The 20,280-nt window shown below is 32.2% G+C and carries 16 protein-coding genes and 1 other annotated feature; of the genes, 3 read left to right on the top strand and 13 right to left on the bottom strand.

The features are described from left to right. Positions 1-52 precede the first annotated feature (52 nt). Positions 53-351, bottom strand: a binding site (T-box leader). An 85-nt stretch (positions 352-436) separates the two neighbouring features. The 7 genes from hutH to DP68_RS15000 form a co-directional block, all read right to left on the bottom strand. Then, complete coding sequence (gene hutH / locus DP68_RS15030) at positions 437-1,963, bottom strand: histidine ammonia-lyase (RefSeq protein ID WP_035310904.1); 1,527 nt, start codon at positions 1,961-1,963, stop codon at positions 437-439. Positions 1,964-2,052: 89 nt separating this feature from the next. Beyond that, entirely contained in the window at positions 2,053-3,360 is a 1,308-nt protein-coding gene (locus tag DP68_RS15025) for an SLC13 family permease (protein ID WP_035310902.1), read from the bottom strand. Positions 3,361-3,372: 12 nt separating this feature from the next. After that, positions 3,373-3,960 (bottom strand): cyclodeaminase/cyclohydrolase family protein, encoded by a 588-nt coding sequence (locus DP68_RS15020; RefSeq protein WP_035310900.1) that lies wholly within the window; start codon positions 3,958-3,960, stop codon positions 3,373-3,375. 1 nt (position 3,961) lies between these two features. Then, positions 3,962-5,263, bottom strand: coding sequence for an imidazolonepropionase (hutI, locus tag DP68_RS15015; protein ID WP_035310899.1), 1,302 nt, complete (start codon positions 5,261-5,263; stop codon positions 3,962-3,964). Between the two features lie 104 nt (positions 5,264-5,367). Then, positions 5,368-7,077: a urocanate hydratase gene (locus DP68_RS15010; protein WP_035310897.1), complete on the bottom strand. Its 1,710-nt coding sequence runs from the start codon at positions 7,075-7,077 to the stop codon at positions 5,368-5,370. A 281-nt stretch (positions 7,078-7,358) separates the two neighbouring features. Beyond that, entirely contained in the window at positions 7,359-9,080 is a 1,722-nt protein-coding gene (locus DP68_RS15005) for a sigma-54-dependent Fis family transcriptional regulator (protein WP_052085833.1), read from the bottom strand. Positions 9,081-9,301: 221 nt separating this feature from the next. After that, complete coding sequence (locus tag DP68_RS15000) at positions 9,302-11,857, bottom strand: calcium-translocating P-type ATPase, PMCA-type (RefSeq protein WP_035310895.1); 2,556 nt, start codon at positions 11,855-11,857, stop codon at positions 9,302-9,304. 198 nt (positions 11,858-12,055) lie between these two features. On the opposite strand from DP68_RS15000, the gene DP68_RS14995 reads away from it, so the two are divergent. Continuing rightward, on the top strand, positions 12,056-13,693 hold the full coding sequence (locus DP68_RS14995) for a putative manganese-dependent inorganic diphosphatase (RefSeq protein ID WP_035310893.1): 1,638 nt from the start codon (positions 12,056-12,058) through the stop codon (positions 13,691-13,693). Between the two features lie 95 nt (positions 13,694-13,788). Here DP68_RS14995 and DP68_RS14990 read toward each other — a convergent pair whose 3' ends face one another. Further along, positions 13,789-15,783, bottom strand: coding sequence for a carbohydrate-binding domain-containing protein (locus DP68_RS14990; protein ID WP_035310890.1), 1,995 nt, complete (start codon positions 15,781-15,783; stop codon positions 13,789-13,791). A 215-nt stretch (positions 15,784-15,998) separates the two neighbouring features. Here DP68_RS14990 and DP68_RS14985 point away from each other — a divergent pair, with 215 nt between their 5' ends. Together DP68_RS14985 and DP68_RS14980 are read left to right on the top strand one after the other, a co-directional pair. Continuing rightward, the gene (locus DP68_RS14985; RefSeq protein WP_035310889.1) at positions 15,999-16,238 is read left to right on the top strand and encodes a hypothetical protein; all 240 of its coding nucleotides are present in this window, start codon (positions 15,999-16,001) and stop codon (positions 16,236-16,238) included. Positions 16,239-16,370: 132 nt separating this feature from the next. Beyond that, a complete protein-coding gene (locus tag DP68_RS14980) occupies positions 16,371-17,138 on the top strand; it encodes a hypothetical protein (protein ID WP_035310888.1) in 768 nt (255 codons plus the stop codon). A 67-nt stretch (positions 17,139-17,205) separates the two neighbouring features. On the opposite strand, the gene DP68_RS14975 is transcribed toward DP68_RS14980, so the two are convergent. From DP68_RS14975 to DP68_RS14960, 5 genes are all read right to left on the bottom strand, one after another. Then, entirely contained in the window at positions 17,206-17,979 is a 774-nt protein-coding gene (locus DP68_RS14975; RefSeq protein WP_035311035.1) for a flagellar hook-basal body complex protein, read from the bottom strand. A 92-nt stretch (positions 17,980-18,071) separates the two neighbouring features. Further along, the gene (locus DP68_RS14970; protein ID WP_035310885.1) at positions 18,072-18,812 is read right to left on the bottom strand and encodes a flagellar hook-basal body complex protein; all 741 of its coding nucleotides are present in this window, start codon (positions 18,810-18,812) and stop codon (positions 18,072-18,074) included. Next, complete coding sequence (locus DP68_RS19740) at positions 18,809-18,931, bottom strand: hypothetical protein (protein WP_278281164.1); 123 nt, start codon at positions 18,929-18,931, stop codon at positions 18,809-18,811. Before DP68_RS19740 ends, DP68_RS14970 begins: the two co-directional genes overlap by 4 nt. 77 nt (positions 18,932-19,008) lie before the next feature. After that, entirely contained in the window at positions 19,009-19,518 is a 510-nt protein-coding gene (locus tag DP68_RS14965; RefSeq protein ID WP_035310883.1) for a hypothetical protein, read from the bottom strand. Between the two features lie 27 nt (positions 19,519-19,545). After that, positions 19,546-20,280: a FliA/WhiG family RNA polymerase sigma factor gene (locus DP68_RS14960; protein WP_035310882.1), complete on the bottom strand. Its 735-nt coding sequence runs from the start codon at positions 20,278-20,280 to the stop codon at positions 19,546-19,548.

Genomic DNA, 20,280 nt, shown 5'->3' with positions numbered 1-20,280 from the left:
TATTTTAAAAATGGATAATAAAAAAAGCCCTTCGTCCTTATAATTAAAATATTATAAGGACGAAAGACTATACTTCCGCGGTACCACCCTATTTATGGTTATATTATAACCACATCTTTTTCAGGTCGATCTATAGTAAATAACAAATAAAGTATAATTAATACATACTATATGTTATCTCTGATGAACCCTAACCATATATCGCTGGTATACGTCCTCATCTACTCATTTTTTTCAACAAGGAAGCTCTAGAGCTACTATTATATATTCACTTTAACATCAACTCTCAGCAAATGTTGATTCTCTGTAATTAAAGTATTTGAATATTTTTCTCTCTGTCATAGCTTTTAATATTCATAATATTAATTTATTTATTAATGACTATTATATTTGTAATCTTAAAAATTGTCAATATAATAATTATATACTCGTTAATTTATTTTAACTCTCCTATTTCTTCTTCCACTATTTCCACCAACTTATGACTTGCTACTAATTTATAACATTTATTTATATCTAAATACATAATTCTATCATTTTCTAAAGTGGCCACTTCCTCTCTTATTTTATTATATGCCGCTCTTGTCCCAGAAGCAAGTTTATCTGAAGCTCCAAAATCTATTGCTTGTGCTGAGGTCATTATCTCTATAGCAAGAACATTCATAACATTATTTAAAATTTCTCTAGACTTTCTAGCTGAAATAGAACCCATGCTAACATGATCCTCTTGATTAGCTGAAGTAGGTATAGAATCTACACATGCAGGATGTGCTAACACTTTATTTTCAGACACTAAAGCTGCAGCAACATATTGTGGTATCATAAATCCACAATTTAATCCACCATTTTTAACTAAAAACGCCGGTAGCCCACTTGATGAAGGATTCACAAGTCTATCAATTCTTCTTTCACTAACATTGGCAAGTTCAGCTACAGCAATTCCTAAGAAATCAAACGCTAATGCCATTGGTTGTCCATGGAAATTTCCTCCTGATATAACTTGTCTATCATCTGCAAATATTAACGGATTATCGGTAGCAGAGTTGATTTCTGTGCTGACCCTATCTACAACATAATCTATAGCATCTCTACTAGCGCCATGAATTTGAGGTACACATCTTAAAGTGTAAGCATCCTGTACTCTTATCTCACCTTGTCTAGAAGTGGACTTACTACCATTTAATATTTTAAGCATATTTTGCGCACATATAATTTGACCATTATGAGGCCTTACCTGCTGAACTTTTTCATCATAAGCATCTACTATTCCATTTAATGCTTCTGCTGTCATAGCTGCAGCTATATCTGCAAGCTTTGTAAGCTTTTTTGCATCATAAGCTGCCAATGCTCCAACAGCTGTTAGAACCTGGGTACCATTTATTAGTGCCAAGCCTTCCTTTGAAATTAGTTCTACAGTATCTATTTTAGCTTTAGCCATTGCTTCCTTACCAGACAATCTTTCCCCTTGATAAATAGCTTCTCCTTCTCCCAGCATTACTAAAACCATATGAGCTAATGGACACAAGTCACCGCTAGCACCTACAGAACCCTTTTCAGGTATTATCGGATGTACACATTTATTTAGCATTTCTATTAATGTATTTAACACACTTAATCTTATTCCAGAATAGCCCTTTGATAAAGCATTAGCTCTTAAAAGCATAGCTGCCCTTACAACTTCCTCAGGATAAGGATTACCTACTCCACAAGCATCACTTACAATTAAATTTTTTTGAAGCTCTTTAGTTTGATCCTTTGATATAAGAACATCACTAAACAATCCAAATCCTGTAGTAATTCCGTATATAACTTCTCCACCATCTACAAATTCATCAACTAAAGCTCTTGCTTTATTTACTCTTTCAGCTGCTTCCTTAGTTAATTCCACCCTATAATTTTCTCTTGCAACCTTTACAAGATCCTCTAATGTTAAACTATTTCCATCAATATATATAATACTCATTTAAGAAATCCCCCTTTAGTTTTTAATTAAGTATGTTTATGCACCTCCTAGAACAATGCTCTATACTAGGAGGTGTATTTATCATTCTTTTATGTGAACATAAGAGCTCCAATCAAACCAAATATAAGAAGTGGTATATTATAATGTAAGAATGTAGGAACACAAGTATCCCAAATATGGTCATGTTGCCCATCTATACTTAACCCTGCTGTTGGTCCTAGTGCCGTATCTGATGCAGGAGAACCCGCATCACCTAAGGCACCTGCAATAGCTATTAATAAAATAGTAGACTTAGGACTAAATCCTATTGCCATACAAAGAGGTACATATATTGCTGCAAGAATTGGAACTGTTCCAAAAGAAGTACCAATTCCCATAGTTACAAGCAATCCTAATAATAACATAACTAGAGCAGCAATAAACATATTTCCACCCATAGCTCCATCAGCTGCATTTACTAAGCTTTCAACACCTCCAGTTTCTCTAATTACAGCTGCATATCCAGCCGCAACTAACATAACAAATGCTATAAGTCCCATCATTTTAATACCGCCACTTAGTAATTCATCCATGTCACTCCATTTAATTGCTCTTGCCCCTATCATAATAGCAAGCCCTACAATAGCTCCAAGTGGCAATGATCCAAATGCTAGTTGAATACCTAATGCTGCAACTCCAGCTAATAGTGTAGCTATATGAGCTGATGTTACCTTAACTTCTTCTTTTACTGCTGCTACCTGATCTTCTTCTATGGATACAATCTCATAATCTCTTGGTTTTCTATAGGTAAATAAAGAAATAATAAACCCAACTAGCATAGCAAGTCCCCCAACCCAAGTAGCCTTCCAAACCATATCCAAGCTTACAGGCATTCCATTGGCTATCATTTGATCCTTTATTATTCCATGAAATATTAATCCATAACCAATAGGCCAAGTAATATATGGAGCTTTTAATCCAAAAGCCAAGGCACATGCCGCTCCTCTTCTATCCATCTTAAGTTTATTCATTAATGATAATAATGGTGGTATAAGAATTGGTATAAAAGCTATATGAACGGGTATAACTGTTCCTGACAAACAAGCAACTATCGCAAATATAAATAGCAAAATAATCTTTTTCCCCTTAATCCATCCTGCAATTTTTATAGAGAGAACTTCTGCTGCTCCCGTTTTGTGTATGGCCGCTGCTAATGCTCCAAGCAAAATATAACTTAGTGCTGTTTGAGAGTTTCCTCCCATACCTCCAATTAATACTTCCATAGTTTTAGAAATAGGCATGCCCGCTGCAGTTCCACCTACTAGAGCTGCAAGTATTAAAGCAATGAGAACATTTAACTTTAAAAGACACAGTATTGACATCACTAAAACTGATAGTATTACAGGATTTGTTAACATATAATATCCCCCTTAATATTTAAAATGTTCCTTTTGTGATATACAGTTCAGATAATCAATCTCCTTTTGAAATTTCGATTTAATATCTACATTTCTAATCAATGAAAGATTAGCTTCTATATTTAGCACACAACCTAAAATTGCTGCATTTAAAAGTAACTTTCCTTCCTCTAAATCCGAAGCAGCATTAGGATTACACTTACCTTCTATTAAAATATAAAAATCAAAAATTTCTCTGCAAAGTTTTCCATTGTTTAATGGAACAGTAGCTGCCCCTATTGCAGCCTCTTGAACAGCTTGACTGCGAGCTAATTTCTCATCTTCAGTTTCCTTAGGCATAGCATAAGCTTCTATTATTTTTTTAAATGAATCCGTATCATTTACTGCCCCATCAAGTAAATTTTTACCGATTTCATCTAACTTATCAGCAATACAAATATACTTCTCAGCTGAAAGTCCATATTCCTTTTTAGTAGATAATCTAGCTACCATACCGATAAGTCCTGCAGCCATTGCTCCTGCTAAAGCTGCTGCTGATCCTCCACCTACTGTAAAATCTCTGGAATCGATAATTTTATTTAGTGTATCAATATAATTCATATTAATCATCCTTTTTCACAGTATTGTTAATAAAAGAAAACCCTGATAAGTTATTTTCTATTACAACTTTTCCCCTCTTTATAACTTTTTCAACTACATTTCCGCCCAAACGATATACCACATCTTCATAGGTGTCAACATCCCATATTTGAATATCTGCAAGCTTTCCAACCTCAAGTGTTCCCCTATCATATTCTAACCCCAAAGCAATTGCTCCACCTAATGTAGCAGCCCTTAATGCTTCTGCTGCACTCATCCTATGTCTTCTACAGGCAAGAGCCATGACAAACTGCATTGATTCGTTCCAACAGCCTGGACAGCAATTAGTAGCTAATGCTATAGTCATGCCTTCTTCTATCATTGACCTTGGATCAAAGGGTTTTGGATGATTTACAGCAAAATCAATTGCTGGAAGCAGTACTCCTGGCACATTAGCTTTTGCTAATTTATTTAGTACAGACTTTGGTGTGTAATTTAGATGATCTGCTGAAATCATTTTCATATCAGCTGCTAAGTCGGACCCTCCTATATAAGAATAAGCATCCGTGTGTATCTTAGGTTCAATACCGACATCTCTTGCAGCTTGAAGTATTCTTTGGCATTCTTTTGCAGTATAATGCCCATCATCACACCATATATCACAGAACTTCGCTAACTCAAGCTTTGCCACCCAGGGTATCATTTCTTCTATTAGTGTATCTATATATTTTTCACGTGGCATATCATCCGGCCAACCATGAGCTCCTAAAAAAGTAGAAACTATGTCTATAGGCAAGCTTTCATTTAATTGTTCGTTGATTTTCAACATTTTCATTTCATCTACAGTAGTAAGTCCATATCCACTTTTGCTTTCTACAGTTGTAGTTCCAGAACTTAGCATGTTGTATAGTCTACTTGCAGCTGTCTTATATAAGGATTCTGTTGAAGCATTTCTGGTCATTTCCACCGTTACCATTATCCCTGTCTTAATTCCCATGCCCTGTAATACTTTTGAGTCATCTGTGGTTAATCTAGCAGCATACTCCTTAACTCTGGATCCACCAAAAACCAAATGAGTATGAGCATCAATAAAACCAGGCACTACTACTTTTCCTTTAGCACTTATTATTCTTGCTTTACTGCAATCCACTTGCCCTATTACTTCTTCTCTAGACCCTACTGCAACGATTTTTTCTCCTTTTACTGCAATCCATCCATTTTCAATTAGTCCGATTTGATCTATAGAATCTTTCCTACAAGTTACTAATTGTGAACAATCTTCAATAAGTAAATCAACTTTTGATTTACATTTCTCTTTTTCCATTTAGGCTCTCCTCTAATAATGTAATTTGTACCTCTCCATTTCTGAAGAGGTACAACTGCAATAAAATTATGAGTTATATTAATATTTTAATGGCTCGATAACTATTATCTTGGAGCTTTTCCATTTGGTCCAAATGTTGCTTCTGGTGTCCACCATAATGGAACCTTAATACTATCAGTTGTATATTTTCCTCTTCCTTCAGCAATTTCCCTTGAAGTTTCATATCCAGCTTGAGCATGTCTTATGATACCTATTCCAGAGTCTGTTGCCATACAAACTTCAAGTCTCATAGCTGCTTCATCAGTACCATCTGCAATCATTGTAACTCCTGTATGAACCGCTTCGCCCATGGAGTAGTTAGATTGTATAGCTATTAAGTCACACATTCCTACAGCATTAAGCAATCCATTCAAATATGGCCAGTCAGAAATCAAATCGCTACCATCCTTCATATTTTCTGATTCAAAGGTTGGGTTAACTATAGAACCACAGTCTAAATTATCTCTTGAGAAGGCTACAGGTCCCTTAATTTCTCCCTTTTTGATAAGTTCGTTTACAGCTAATGCAAATTTCTTACGTTCCCCAAATGCCATATAACAAACTCTTGCTGGAAGCCCTTCTATTGGAAGGTGTTTATGAGCAAGCGTAATCCATCTTGTTACTAGTGGGTCATTTTTAAATAACTCTAATGCAAGAGCATCTGTTTTAGCAAGATCTTCTGGATCCCCTGATATACAAGTCCATCTAAATGGTCCACGACCTTCACAGAATAAAGGACGAATATACTTAGCAACAAATCCTGGGATTGTAAATGCTTCTTCTTTAGGCATTCCTGCATCGCGGCATTCTTTTCTTATACTTGTTCCATATTCAAATACTTCAACACCCTTTGCAAAATATGCATTCATTGCACGTAACTGTCTTATCATAGTCTCTCTAGCTTTTTCTAGATAAAGTTCACGATCTTCAGCTCTAAATGCGTCTGCTTCTTCTCCAGTATATCCAGATGGTATATATGAAATTGGATCATGACATGGACACATTTCACTTATTATGTCTGGCATAAATCCTTTATTATATGCATACTCAAATAAGTCAGCAGCATTTCCAACAACTCCTATAGACAATGGTTCTTTCTTAGCCGCTGCAGCTGTAGCCATTTCTATAGCTTCATCCATAGAATATACTATAGTATCCATGTAGTCCTTTTCTATACGTCTTCTAATTACTCTTTCATCAGCATCAACTACTATAGCAACTCCACCATGCATCTTCATTGCCCAGCTTTGATTTCCACCCATTCCACCTGCTCCAGCGGTTAGGTAAATTCTTCCAGATAAATCACCATTAAACTTTTGCATAGCTATAGCTGATAATGTTTCAAATGTTCCTTCTATAACACCTTGAGTTCCTATATACTCCCAAGGAGCAGCAGTATACTGAGCAAACATAGTTAAATTCTTGTCCTGAAGATCATAAAATGTTGGCCAATCAGCTTTCATTATATTTGTGGTAGCCATTACAACGCTTGGAGCATATTTATGAGTTTTAAATATTGCTACTGGCATACCTGATTGTACAACTAAAGTTTCATCGTCTTCTAATTCCTTAAGTGATTTAACTATTGCATGATATGACTCCCAGTTTCTAGCACATTTACCATTACCACCATAGATAACTAGTAATTCAGGTATTTCTGCATTTTCCATATTGTTTTCTAACATTCTAAGTATAGTTTCTTGCTTCCAGCCCTTACATCTTAATTCTGAACCTCTCTGAGCTTTAACTGAATATAGGATTTCTGGTTTTTCCATAATTATTTCCCCCTTAATCTTATATGTTTTTATTTATTTAATTAACTTCTTTACACAATTATATATAGCAAATGCCATGCCAATGGAACTTTTTTCAATATATTACATTAAAACAATGGACTTGGGTATTTGTTCAACGTAAATATTAGGACTTATAAGTATCTATTGCATAGTTTTTATGCAATTATCGTTGTAACACTTGTAAAATTATTGCATAAAAAATTTGCCTATTGCATAATTTTTATGCGATAGGCAAATTTCTCATAATATCTATTTTATATCTATTTTATATCTCTCTTTATATCTAATTTTTTCATTCTATACTCTAAACTTTGACGTATAATACCTAAGTCTTTAGCCGTTCTAGTTAAGTTCCATAAATTTTTGTTTAAACTATTTATAATTATCTTTTTTTCTTCAAAACGTAGAAATTCAGGCAAGGTTTTTTCATTATCCTCTATAATATTTACTGCTACTTCATTTAACATTTCACTTTTTATATATCTTGGAATGTCTTCATAATTAAGTTCTCTTTGATTTTCTGTAGCCTTAATCATCATATTTTCTACAAAGTGTTCTAGTTCTCTAATATTGCCAGACCACCTATAGCTTAACATTATATCTCTTAGTTTCGTAGAGAAAGTTTCTATATTTCTATTTAGTAACTTATTATATTTCTTTATAAAAAACTCCCCAATACATATTACATCTTCCTTTCTTTCTCTCAATGGAGGTATATAAAGACAAAATCCCGATATTCTATAAAAAAGATCCTGTCGTAATCGTCCTTCTTCTATAAGCTTTGAAGGTTCCTCATTAATAGCAGTTATTACGCGACATTGTATTGGAGTTACCGCAGCCCCTCCAACTCTACGTACAACTCTTTCCTGTAATACTCTTAAAAGCTTAGATTGCATTGACATAGGCATAGAATTAAGTTCATCCAGAAATATTGTTCCATTTCTAGCTTCTTCAAAAAGACCACTTTGGGTAATTGCTCCTGTGTAAGCTCCTTTTATAGTACCAAATAGCGTACTCTCTAATAAGTTTTCAGGTATTGCAGCACAGTTTATAGCTACAAAAGGCTCATCTTTATTCTTGCCAAAGTTATGTATACTTTGTGCAAAAACTTCTTTTCCAGTCCCTGTTTCCCCAACGATAAGTACTGTATTACTTAATAAGGATACAGTTTGTGCTTCTTTTATTATATTTTTAGTCACATCACTATCCCCTACAATACCTGAAAATGTATATGTTGTTCCATTATTTTTATATTTTTGTTCTTTTGCTTCACCTTTACTAAATAATTTTCTTTTCAATTCTATGGTTTCTGAAAGCAGGGATTGAAGACTTGTTTCATTCTTGCTTATAGAATAAACACCAATTACTTCATCATCCTTTATTATAGGATATGTGCTATATGATACATATTTAGGTATTCCATTTTTATAAGCATGAGCTCTATATTTTTCTATAATAGGCTCCCTAGTTTTATAAACCATTCTATGTTCAGCCATTTCTGGATTGTGTTCAGGGTTATACTGGTAAACTTCCCAAAGATGTTTCCCAACCACTTCTTCTGCTAATAGTTCTTCTAAATTTTCCTGAGCTTTATTGTATAATACAACACGTCCTTCATGATTACTAATTATAATACCATCATTTATAGATTCTATTATTTTTTCTAAACAGTAAAGCTTTATATCTTTATTATAAATATCTGTAATTTCTTGTATATATACTATATATATTTTTTCTTCTTTAATATGCCGTGCCTTTAGATTATATATATTACCAGGCAGTGTCTTAATAATTTTAAGTGCTTTTATAATTTCATATAATTTAATAGAGAACAGTTCAGAAAACTTCTTATTTATTGGACTTTTATCATTACATATTTTTTCAATTAAATCGTTGCTCCATATAACCTTTTCTTCCTCATCAAGAATAATAATACCTGAAAAGCAATCTGTTAATAACTTCCCCAACATGCTTAAATTCATTTTATTCCCCCTATACCTTTACCTTGGTGAATATTCATAATATTCAACACTTATTTTAAAAGTCCTTCTCCTTTATTCCTTTGCATATATATTTTATTAAAATTTTACGATTTGCAGGTTAGTTTAATCTTTATAAAGTTTAAAACTTAATAAATATAAAAGGCTGTTGACAAAATATGCTTATCAACAGCCTGACCCTATGCTAAAAATAACTTTTTTATTTACCTTCTTTTTGTAGTTAAATACAAGTAAGTGCTATTTATAAATGCAATTACTCCTGAGAAAAATATAACTATACACCACTTACCAAGGTCTAGAGGTACAGTATGAAATACGTTACTTAAAAATGGCACATATAATACTAAATTCAGCATTATTATAGATATTAAAACCGCCGCTACTAGGTACATATTAGTATAAAACTTTATTTCAAATATAGAATGTCTTTCTGATCTGCATTCAAAAACATGTATAAGCTGTGATAGTACTAAAGTACAAAGCGCTAACGTTCTAGAAGTTTCAAGCCCCATATTATATATTTTACCTGCCATAAATGCCATTAAAGTACATATTCCAATTAAAGTTCCTCTAATCACTATCTTTTCTTTAAGTCCTCTTGCAAATATACTTTCTCTCTTAGGACGAGGCCTTTGCTCCATTATATCAGGATCTGCAGGATCTACTCCAAGTGCCATAGCTGGAAGTCCATCAGTAGCTAAATTTACAAATAATATCTGTATTGGAAGAAGCGGTGTAGGTAGTGCTAAAATTGAAGCTAAAAACATAGTTAGCACTTCTCCTAAATTACAAGACAACAGATATCTTATAAACTTTCTTATATTATCATAAATTACTCTACCTTCTTCTACAGCTGATACAATTGTTTTGAAGTTATCATCTAAGAGTATCATAGAAGATGCTTCCTTTGTTACATCTGTTCCTGAAATACCCATAGAAATTCCTATATCTGCTTCCTTAACTGCTGGTGCATCATTTACTCCATCCCCTGTCATTGCTACTATATTTCCATTATTTTTAAAGGCCTTAACTATTTTTAGTTTATGATTTGGACTTACTCTTGCAAATACTCTAATATTTTCTACTTTCTTCTCTAGTGCCTTGTCGCTTAATTTATCTAATTCTTCCCCAGTTATTACTTCGCTTTCATCTTTAGCTATATCAAGCTCTTTTGCTATAGCATAAGCTGTATTCTTATGATCTCCAGTTATCATTACAGGTCTTATTCCTGCAAGTTTACACTTAAATACTGCATCTTTCACTTCACGCCTTGGAGGATCTATAATCCCTGCAATTCCTATAAACACTAGGTCTTTTTCTAGGTTACTCTCATGAATATTTGAAATATCCTTATAAGCTGCGCCTATACATCTTAAAGCCTTAAAGGACATACTTTCTACTGCTTTTAAAACTTTTTCTTTATAAATAGATGTAAAAGGAACTACCTCTCCATTTATTAAAATGTATTTACAATTTTCAACTACTCTTTCTGGAGCCCCTTTTAAATATACTGTATACTTAGAATTTTCCTTCATAACTACAGACATCATTTTTCTTTCAGATGTAAATGGATTATCTTTAGCCCTATATGCTTTGCCTAAAAAGTTTTTTACTTCTCCTGTTTCCTTAAAAAATGCTTTAATAAGAGCAGTTTCTGTTGGATCACCTAAAAGACTTTTGTCTAATTCCTTTTTATTTGGGTCTATATTACAATCATTGCAATAAGCCACAGTCTTTTTAAAAAGTACATTACTAGGTACATTTTCCTTATCTAAATTATACATACTATTATTAAAATACATTGCCTTTACTGTCATCTTATTTTCTGTAAGTGTTCCTGTTTTATCACTACAAATTACAGATGTACATCCTAAGGTTTCTACTGCTGGTAGTTTTCTTACTAATGCATTTTTCTTAAGCATTCTAGAAACTCCTAGTGCTAAAGCTACTGTCACTATTGCTGCAAGTCCCTCTGGAATAGCAGCTACTGCAAGACTTACACCTAAAAGGAACATTTCAGTAACATCTTGTCCTCTAAATATGCCTGTGGCAGTAACTATAGCACATATTATTAGGCACATATAAACCATTATTTTACCTAATGAATTCAGCTTTTCTTTTAAAGGTGATTTTTCCTTTTCTATACTTTGAAGCATGCCTGCAATTTTTCCCATTTCAGTTTGCATACCTGTGCTTACTATCTTTGCCTTTCCTTTTCCCTTTAAAACTATTGTTCCCATATATAAATTAGAACTAGATTTATTAGCAGAGGATTTATTAACTCCTACGGATTCCCCTGTTAAAAGAGATTCATCTATCATCAAATTTGAGTCCTCAAAAATTATTGCATCTGCAGGTACCCTATCTCCGCTTTCTACTAAAATTACATCTCCTATTACTAGAAATTCAGCATTTAATACTTTTAAAACTCCATCTCTTATAACCTTTGCAGTAGGTGATGCTAGTTGATTCAAAGCTTCTAAGGATTTTTCTGTTTTGAATTCTTGAATAAATCCTAATATGCCATTCATTATTACAATTATAAGTATTGTTATAGCATCTGCCTTTTCCCCCATAATACCAGATATTATAGTTGCAGCAATTAATATCCAAACTATAAAATCATTAAACTGTTGTAAAAATATTTTTATAGGTGAAATCTTTTCTTTACTTTCAAGTTTATTAGGCCCGTATCTTGTTAGCCTCCTTTGCGCCTCTAAGGAATCTAATCCTTGAATTAATTCTTTTTCATTTACCATAATAATCCCCCCTTATGTATAACATAAATATGTATTTAATTTTTTCTCACTAATTAAATATATGTGCTAAATGCTATAAATATTTTAAATTTTAAAAATATGCTTAATTGTACATTTTTCTTGCTTCTTCTTAAAGTTACTTTAAATTTCCTTATTTTTTTGCTATTATTAATAAGGTAAATAAAAGGAGGTTTTTTTATGAAGGATTTAATATACATAAGTGGACATAAAAATCCTGATACGGATTCTATATGTTCCGCTATAGCTTATGCTGATTTTAAAAATAAAACTGGAAACATACCGGCTATCCCAGTAAGACTTGGTGAATTAAGTCGTGAAACTCAATTTGCACTGGACTATTTCGGAGTAAAGGCTCCCGAGTTTGTTGAAACCGTGAGGACTCAAATTCAAGATTTAGACATAGATACAGTTCCTCCAATAAACCCTGATATAACTTTAAAGATGGCTTGGTCTATAATGTCAAAAAACAATATAAAAACTCTTCCAGTAGTAGATAACTCTGAAAAACTTGTAGGTCTTGCTTCTGTATCTAATATAACTTCTAATTATATGGATATATGGGATAATAATATACTTTCAAAAAGTGGAGTTAAACTTGAACATATAATAGAAACTCTTTCTGCTGAATCTATATATGTAGCTCAAAATGCTCAAAAGTTTAGTGGTAAAATAGTAGTCACTGCTATGAAGCCTGATAGTGCCTGCGAGCTTATTGAAGAAGGCGACGTAGTTATTTGCGGTGACAGAGAAGATGCTCAAGAAATAATACTTGATAAAAAAGCTTCTCTTATGATAATTACAGGCAAGCATATTGTACGCGAAGAAATACTCGCAAAAGCAAAGGAAGTGGGATGTTCCATTATAATGACTCCTTACGATACGTTTACTGCTGCAAGACTTATACCGCAGAGTGTGCCTGTAAGTTATGTTATGACTAAGGATAATTTACTAGTATTTAATCCAACAGATTTAGTAGATGATGTAAAAGAAACAATGCTTCAAACAAGATATAGAAGTTATCCAATAGTTAATGATGATAATAAGGTAATAGGAAGTATTTCAAGATATCACTTAATTTCTAAAAACAAGAAAAAAGTTATATTAGTTGACCATAATGAAAGAAGTCAATCTATCCCTGGTCTTGAAGATGCTGAATTATTAGAAGTTATTGATCATCATAGAATCGGAGACATACAAACTGGTAATCCAATATACTTCAGAAATGAAGCTGTAGGATGCACTGCAACTATTGTAGCTTCAATATTCTTTGAAAACGGCATAAGGCCTTCAAAGAATATTGCGGGTATTTTATGTGCAGCTATAATATCTGATACTTTATTATTTAAATCTCCTACTTCTACTAGTATGGATAAAATAATGCTTAAAAGATTATCTGAAATTGCAAACATAGATGCTGAAAAATTTGCGCAAGAAATGTTTAAAGCTGGCACTTCACTCCAAGGAAAAACTATTGAAGAAATCTTCAATCAGGACTTTAAGGTATTTAAAATAGGATCCTTAAAAGTAGGTGTTGGTCAGGTAAACACCATGGATACTGAAGGTTTTGCTAAGATGAAAGATGAAATGATAACTTACATGGAAAAGAAGGAACAAGAAGAAAACTTTAATCTTTTAGTTCTTTTAGTAACCGACCTATTAAAAGAAGGTTCTGACTTCCTTGTAGTTGGTAATGAAAAATATCTTATAAACAAGGCGTTTAACGTTCAGTTTGAAGGCAACAGCGTGTATGTTCCAGGAATAATGTCTAGAAAGAAACAAGTTATTCCGCCACTAACTGCTGCAGCTACAGAATAACACTTTAGATATCAAATATAAGTTAACAAATTATAATTAATGAAAAAAAGTCGCCCAAAAGCGACCTTTTTTCATTAATTTTATCCTAGTATAGTTTATTTTTGTGGTGGTTCCATGCCATCTGGAGCGCCTTTACCTCTTTGTCCGCCATGACCTCCAGGTCCACCTTGTCCTCTACCCATATTTTTAATAGTTACACCTTCTTGAGTTACTTCGCTTACAGTACTTGAAATTGTAAAACTTCCAACCTCCGTTCCCTTTGTATATATTCCATTGGAATATAATCCATTGGTAGGCGTACCAGTTGAACTCCCACCTATATACACTTTATATGTGGAACCAGTTTTAAACTTTGGTGAGGATACAACAACTGATGCATATTGTTTTGATGGTGCAAATGTAATAATGTTATCTCCGGTTTCACCTTCAATACGAACTAAGGTATTAGCACTTTGTGAAGATAAATTTACTTTCACACAATTTTGAGTTGAAGTTGAACTAGGGGCTTGAGCCATTCCTAAGCTGCCAGCAGAAACTAAAATGCCACCTGTCACTTCAAACTTTCTATCATAATCTAAGGATCCATTTCCATTATTTGTAGGGCCATTTACAATAACTGTACCATTTTTCATATATATTGAACCATTTGAATCAATACCATCTCCAGCAGCATTTACATTAATATAGCCGCCGTTAATATTTATTATACCATTGCCAGAGGAACTACCAGGTGCACCTTCTGTTTTTGAATGATCACTTTTGGCAGAATTTCCATCCATTCCTGAGGAATCATTGCCACCAGCAGCATTCAACCCATCATCATTTGCTAAAACATTAATATTTCCATCATTAATTGTTATAGTTTCACTTTCAATACCTTCATAAGACTTTTTAATATTTATAGTTCCCTTATTTATTATTAAAGTAGAATCAGCATGTATACCATCATCACCTGAAGATATATCAAAATTGCCATTATTAATTACTAAGTTATTATTTGAGTGCATAGCATCCTCAGAAGAGTCAATGGTAAAACTTCCATTCTCTATTACAATATTAATACCTGCTTTTATAGCTTTAGCACTAGTTGACTCGTTGCTTTCTGCATCCTCAACAGTTTCAGTAGTGGGTTTTGTATCAGCTTTAGAAACAGCAATAGTAGCTTCATCGGTAGCACCAGGCTTAGCCCCGAAATCAGGTCTTTCTCCCATCATGCCTCCAAATTGTTCTCCTTTTTTTACAACTGCATTTTTACTGCCGCCACCTGAGTTGATTGTTATATTCCCATTTTTTACTAGAGTGTTTGTTTCACCTTGTATACCATCCTGTACAGCAGTAATATTAAGTATCCCGGCTTCAATTAATACATAGCCCTTTTCTAACTCTTCAGCATTATCTGATTTTATCCCATCTTCACCTGAGTTAACTTTTATATTTCCATCTGTTATAACAACTGAATCCTTGCCTCTAATACCATCTGCCTTAGAAGTTATATTGATAGTACCCCCTTCTATTTTTAAATCATCTTTACTTCTAATACCATTTTTGTAGTTTGCATTAACAGTCAATGAACCTTTCCCAGTAAAGGTAAGATCGTCTTTACTAAATATTGCTGCATTGGGCTCATCAGCAGATGCATCTTGAAGTACGTAAGATTTTCCATCCTTTACATAGTTTTTTGTATTATCCGCTAATGAAATAATTGTTTTATCAGAATTCATAACATAAATAGGTGAATTATTAGAACAAGCAATATTTACCCCATTTAAAATAATATACACCTTATCCTTATCACCTGCATTCACTATTATTTGTCCATCAGTTAAAGAACCTTTTACGCTGTATGTTCCACCAGAAGTAATAGTGACTTTATTCTTATCTACAGATGCCCCTGATCCATTTACAGTTATTGTATCCGCTAATTCAATAAAGGTATTTGCTTCTCCTACAACTTCCTTTTCACCAGAAGACATTGTAATGTTTGAAATTATAGTAGAATATGAAGTTGTTGCATCACTTTTCTTTGTACATCCCATTATGCCTGTACATAAAGCTAATCCAATTATCATAGTCATAAGTTTTTTATTCATAAACTTTCCTCCTAGAAATTTCTATACCAGTTATACAAATCACTTTTCAATATATTACTCTTAAAAATATAATAACATCTGAACCTTAATTTTAACTTAAATTCCATATATGATGTTTATAGATAATTTTCTTATCCACTTTCTATAATCTTATGTAAAGTTTTAATAATTTCGTTCATATAATAGTACTGATAATCTTTTAGGGGGAAATCTATATGTGTAAGATGAATAAGTGCATGTGTAATTATATGCATATGAATCCTTATCAAAATATGAATAATCCTAACAATAAAGGCATGTTTATGTGCCCTATGATGAATATGTGCTATATGAATCAACGTGTAATGCCTTGTCATGAATTTATGATGCCTAAAACTAAGAACATATCAAGCCAAGATGATGAAATTCCCAAAATTAAGATGAAAACCGTAAAACTTGACGATTTAATAGACTGAATCGATAATACTTAATTTTAATAGTTATTGCTTCTTAAGAAATTTCGAGGGGATATCCCTCGAAATTTCAACATTATATTAAGCATTTAAGGTAACTATTCACTATTAAAGTATGCAAAGGGGGTAACATATATGGGAGTGGGCTATGTACTAGGGTGCTTTTTTAGCATTTTATTATGGAAAATAGATAGGCAAATAATATATCGTAGAATAAATAATACATTGAAAAAAGTTGTAAAAAATCCAGTAATACCTGTATTTTTTTATTATTTGTGTGCCGTATTATTATGTATTTGGCTATCTGATATAAATAATAAAGAGATATTCAATGGCATAACTGCATTTTTAGTTACAGATATAAGTAACAGTGAACGTAAAAGTTTAAAAAGAAGAGAAAAGGTTCATTTTTATGATTCAATATCAATCATTTCACGTTCTACAGTTTGTGGATTTATAGCTCCCTTCCTTTATATCATGTTATTTGGCAATAGCTTTGCAATTATTTATACATTAACGTGTAATCTTCGTATTATAAGTAACTTAAATTTTATAACTATATGCTTTAATATATCTACCTTTATTCCTGCATTTATAGCTCAAGGATTTTTATATATTATTTATGTTACTAGAAATAAGAAGTTCTCATTAGATTTTAAGGGAGATTATTTTATAAATTCTTATATGAATCCCATGTTAAATATAGATATTCTAGCTGCTTATGTAGAATCAGTTAATTTTTATCATTATTTTTCCAAGAAAAATACATCCTATCTTAAAAGCTATGGTGAATACAAAAATAAAATTGATCAGATATGTATAAGAGATTATATAGGCATTTCTTATGGAATTTGTATGATTTGGTTTATTATATTTTTTCTAATTACTATTCTAACTTCCTAACCTGAAAAAATTTAGTCGCCAATCTCTATATGCTTGAGACTAGCGACTATTTCTTAAGTGTTCTATTTTATTTCCCTCTAATATTATTAACCATTCCCCACATTTCATCTGCAGTTGTTACCGCACGAGAACCAAAGCTAAATGCTCTTTGTGTAATTATCATATCAGACATTTCTTTTGCCATATCTACATTGGAATTTTCTAAAAATCCCTGCATTATGCTAGAATTAATAACAGGTTGAGGCTCAACCCCTTCCTTAGGAACGTATAGATTTTCACCTACAGATAAAAGGTCATTATCTCCTACCGTATTATAAATATTAATCTTCCCCATGTCAATGTAATCATTTCCTTGTTTTACTGTTATTACTCCATCTTCTTTTATTGAGAAGTTATCTTTAGTTAAGGGTATATTAATATTATTTGCATAAGGTTCTATTACTAACAAATTCCCATTTTTATCTACTAAATTACCATTGACATTTATATTAAAACTTCCACCTCGTGTTAGCATGTCACCTTCAGATCCTCTAACTCTAAAATAGCCTGGCCCATCTATGGCTAAATCTGTTGTACTACCTGTGTCTACAACACTTCCTTGAGAATTATCTCTTATCCATTGCCCTGCTTTAACGCCAGTGCCAGTTATGAGATTTTTATTTTCTCCTTTATTCACAGGATATCCTCTTCTATCTAATGTTTCATACATCAAATCTTGAAATGAAACTTCTTCTCTTTTATATCCAGTAGTATTAGAATTAGCTATATTATTTGATATAGTATCTAACTTTTCCTGCTGTGCCATCATAGAACTTCTACCATTCCATAAAACTCTAAACACTGCTCTTAACCTCCACTCTAATAAGTTCATAGTATCTAGCACCTTACTCCTGACATTACTGGTATCTGGTTACTATCTACTGATTACTAAAATTATACCCTTCCTATTTCATTTGCTGCTTTTCCTAAGGTTTCATCTAATGATTGAATTATCTTTTGATTTGTTTCAAAAGTTCTCATAACAGTCATCATTTCAATCATTTCACGGGTTATATTTACATTAGATTTTTCTAAAGAATATTGTTTTATATCTCCATTAGCTGCTATCTGCTGTCCTTCTCCACTGTACATATTATCTCCAATTTTAGTTAAGGAGTTATAATCCTGAAAATCTACAAGCATCATATTGAATTGGTCTAACCTACTAACATTTGTGTTTATAGGTCCCTCTACCCCTGTTTCAGTGTTTATTCCAATTACATTATCTCCATTATCATTAACTAAAAAACCTTGAGAATTTACATGAAAATGTCCATCCCTTGTATAATATCTTTCAGCATTTATTCCAGTATTTCTTTCTACTACAAAGAACCCCCTTCCGTTTATTGCAAAATCAGTTTCCTTGTCCGTTTTGTCTAAAGTTCCTTGGGTAAAGCTTGTAGCGACTTCATCAATTTTACTTCCAAAATTTATTGTTCCAAGGTTCACTTTTACATTCTTACCATTTACTATTTTATCCCTATTACTTAAAAGTACTTCGTTAAAGGATTTAGTAGCCAGATTATCTACTTTAAAGCCTACAGTGTTTACATTTGCAAGATTATTTGTTACAACATCTTGCTTTGCTTCCTGTGTTATCATTCCAGATACTGCTGTATATAATCCCCTTATCATTTTTTCACTTCCTTATTCAATATAACTTTTGCTTCTTCTGGATATTCCATGCCCATATTTCGTGCCCTTTTTTCTACTTGATAATCACTCATTTGATAATTAATCTTAGTGCCAAGCATTGCTATAGTTCCTATAAATATTCCTATTCCTATTCCAAGTAATATTTTTCTATCGCTTAAAAATAGTATAAGTTTTTTTATTTTAAGTATAGTTCTTTTATTAATAGCATTTCACCCCTGCCTATATGTAGTACTTCTGCAATTTCCTCCTCATTCATACCTTTATCAATAAGCTTTTTTATTTCTTCCAACTTAACACTATTTCTGTTATCATCTTTATTATCGATCACTGCCCCGTAATTTTTAGCTTTAATTCCTTCATTATGTATTTCTATATTTTTATTTACTTCTTCTATATTTATAAGGCTTTCTTCCTGAATTATATTATATTGCTTCTTTACACTTTCTTCTTTTCTTATAGCATATTCTAACGCATTTATTTTTTCTTTTAATTCTCTCATTTCCGTTTGTATATCTAATATGGTTTCTCCCATCTCTCGTCTGAGTTTTCCTATTTCTACTTCATAGTTTTGTATATTTTCTTCCTTATTTATTAAAATATGTTTAAATGAATTTTTGTCTTTTTTAAAGGATATAATATTCAAAACTATAAGTGTTAAAGAAATTATTATTAAAAAATATGGCATTAATAATACTCCTTTTGAATTAATTTATTAATTCTCTATATTATATTTTAATCTTTTAAGCTCATCTCTTAAATGTAATATTGCTCTGCTATGAAGCTGACACACTCTTGATTCAGATACCCCAAGTACACTGCCTATTTCCTTTAATGTAAATTTCTCATAGTAATATAATGAAAGAACTGTTTTATCCTTTTCTTTTAAATTATCTAAAGCCTTTGCTAAATACTCTAAAAGTTCTTTTTCTTCCAAGGTTTTTTCAGGGCTTGGACTTTTTTCATCTACTACTGTACCTATTAATGGCATATCATCATCTTCTGAGAATATTAAATTTTCTAAGGAGATCACTGATATATAATTAATATAATTTTCCACTTCAGAAACATCTTGTATTGAAACTCCAAGTTCAGTTGCTATCTCAAATATCTTTGGTTCCCTGCCCTCTCTCTTTTGCAAGTTTTCTACTGCAGCATTATATCTGTTTAATTTATCCATTGCTCCCTTTGATATAGGGCTTATTTTACGCAGTTCATCTATCATTGACCCTTTTATTCTTATAGAAGCATAAGTTGAAAATTTCATACCTTTAGAAGGATCAAATTTATTAATTGCATCCATAAGTCCAATTAGTCCATAACTTACCAAATCCTCATATTCAATATATTTTGTTTTCCCTATAATAACCCTTGATGCTATATATTTTACTAGTGGAATGTATTTTTGTATTATTTGCTCTTTAAAATTTCCTTCTATCGCTATTGCCAT

Source organism: Clostridium sp. HMP27, assembly GCF_000765165.1.
Classification (GTDB): Bacteria; Bacillota; Clostridia; order Clostridiales; family Clostridiaceae; genus Clostridium_AK.
Note: the sequence above shows the minus strand (reverse complement) of the source record. Positions and strands in the feature narration are given on the sequence as shown.

What these genes read in the sequence shown, in the direction of transcription:
- DP68_RS14960 (WP_035310882.1), bottom strand. Translation starts at nt 20,280, where the DNA reads ATGGCAATAGCGATAGAAGGAAATTTTAAAGAGCAAATAATACAAAAA.
- DP68_RS15000 (WP_035310895.1), bottom strand. Translation starts at nt 11,857, where the DNA reads ATGGTAAATGAAAAAGAATTAATTCAAGGATTAGATTCCTTAGAGGCG.
- DP68_RS15025 (WP_035310902.1), bottom strand. Translation starts at nt 3,360, where the DNA reads ATGTTAACAAATCCTGTAATACTATCAGTTTTAGTGATGTCAATACTG.
- hutH (WP_035310904.1), bottom strand. Translation starts at nt 1,963, where the DNA reads ATGAGTATTATATATATTGATGGAAATAGTTTAACATTAGAGGATCTT.
- DP68_RS19740 (WP_278281164.1), bottom strand. Translation starts at nt 18,931, where the DNA reads ATGCTTGGCACTAAGATTAATTATCAAATGAGTGATTATCAAGTAGAA.
- DP68_RS14985 (WP_035310889.1), top strand. Translation starts at nt 15,999, where the DNA reads ATGTGTAAGATGAATAAGTGCATGTGTAATTATATGCATATGAATCCT.
- DP68_RS14965 (WP_035310883.1), bottom strand. Translation starts at nt 19,518, where the DNA reads ATGCCATATTTTTTAATAATAATTTCTTTAACACTTATAGTTTTGAAT.
- DP68_RS15010 (WP_035310897.1), bottom strand. Translation starts at nt 7,077, where the DNA reads ATGGAAAAACCAGAAATCCTATATTCAGTTAAAGCTCAGAGAGGTTCA.
- DP68_RS14980 (WP_035310888.1), top strand. Translation starts at nt 16,371, where the DNA reads ATGGGAGTGGGCTATGTACTAGGGTGCTTTTTTAGCATTTTATTATGG.
- DP68_RS14990 (WP_035310890.1), bottom strand. Translation starts at nt 15,783, where the DNA reads ATGAATAAAAAACTTATGACTATGATAATTGGATTAGCTTTATGTACA.
- hutI (WP_035310899.1), bottom strand. Translation starts at nt 5,263, where the DNA reads ATGGAAAAAGAGAAATGTAAATCAAAAGTTGATTTACTTATTGAAGAT.
- DP68_RS14995 (WP_035310893.1), top strand. Translation starts at nt 12,056, where the DNA reads ATGAAGGATTTAATATACATAAGTGGACATAAAAATCCTGATACGGAT.
- DP68_RS15020 (WP_035310900.1), bottom strand. Translation starts at nt 3,960, where the DNA reads ATGAATTATATTGATACACTAAATAAAATTATCGATTCCAGAGATTTT.
- DP68_RS15005 (WP_052085833.1), bottom strand. Translation starts at nt 9,080, where the DNA reads ATGAATTTAAGCATGTTGGGGAAGTTATTAACAGATTGCTTTTCAGGT.
- DP68_RS14970 (WP_035310885.1), bottom strand. Translation starts at nt 18,812, where the DNA reads ATGATAAGGGGATTATATACAGCAGTATCTGGAATGATAACACAGGAA.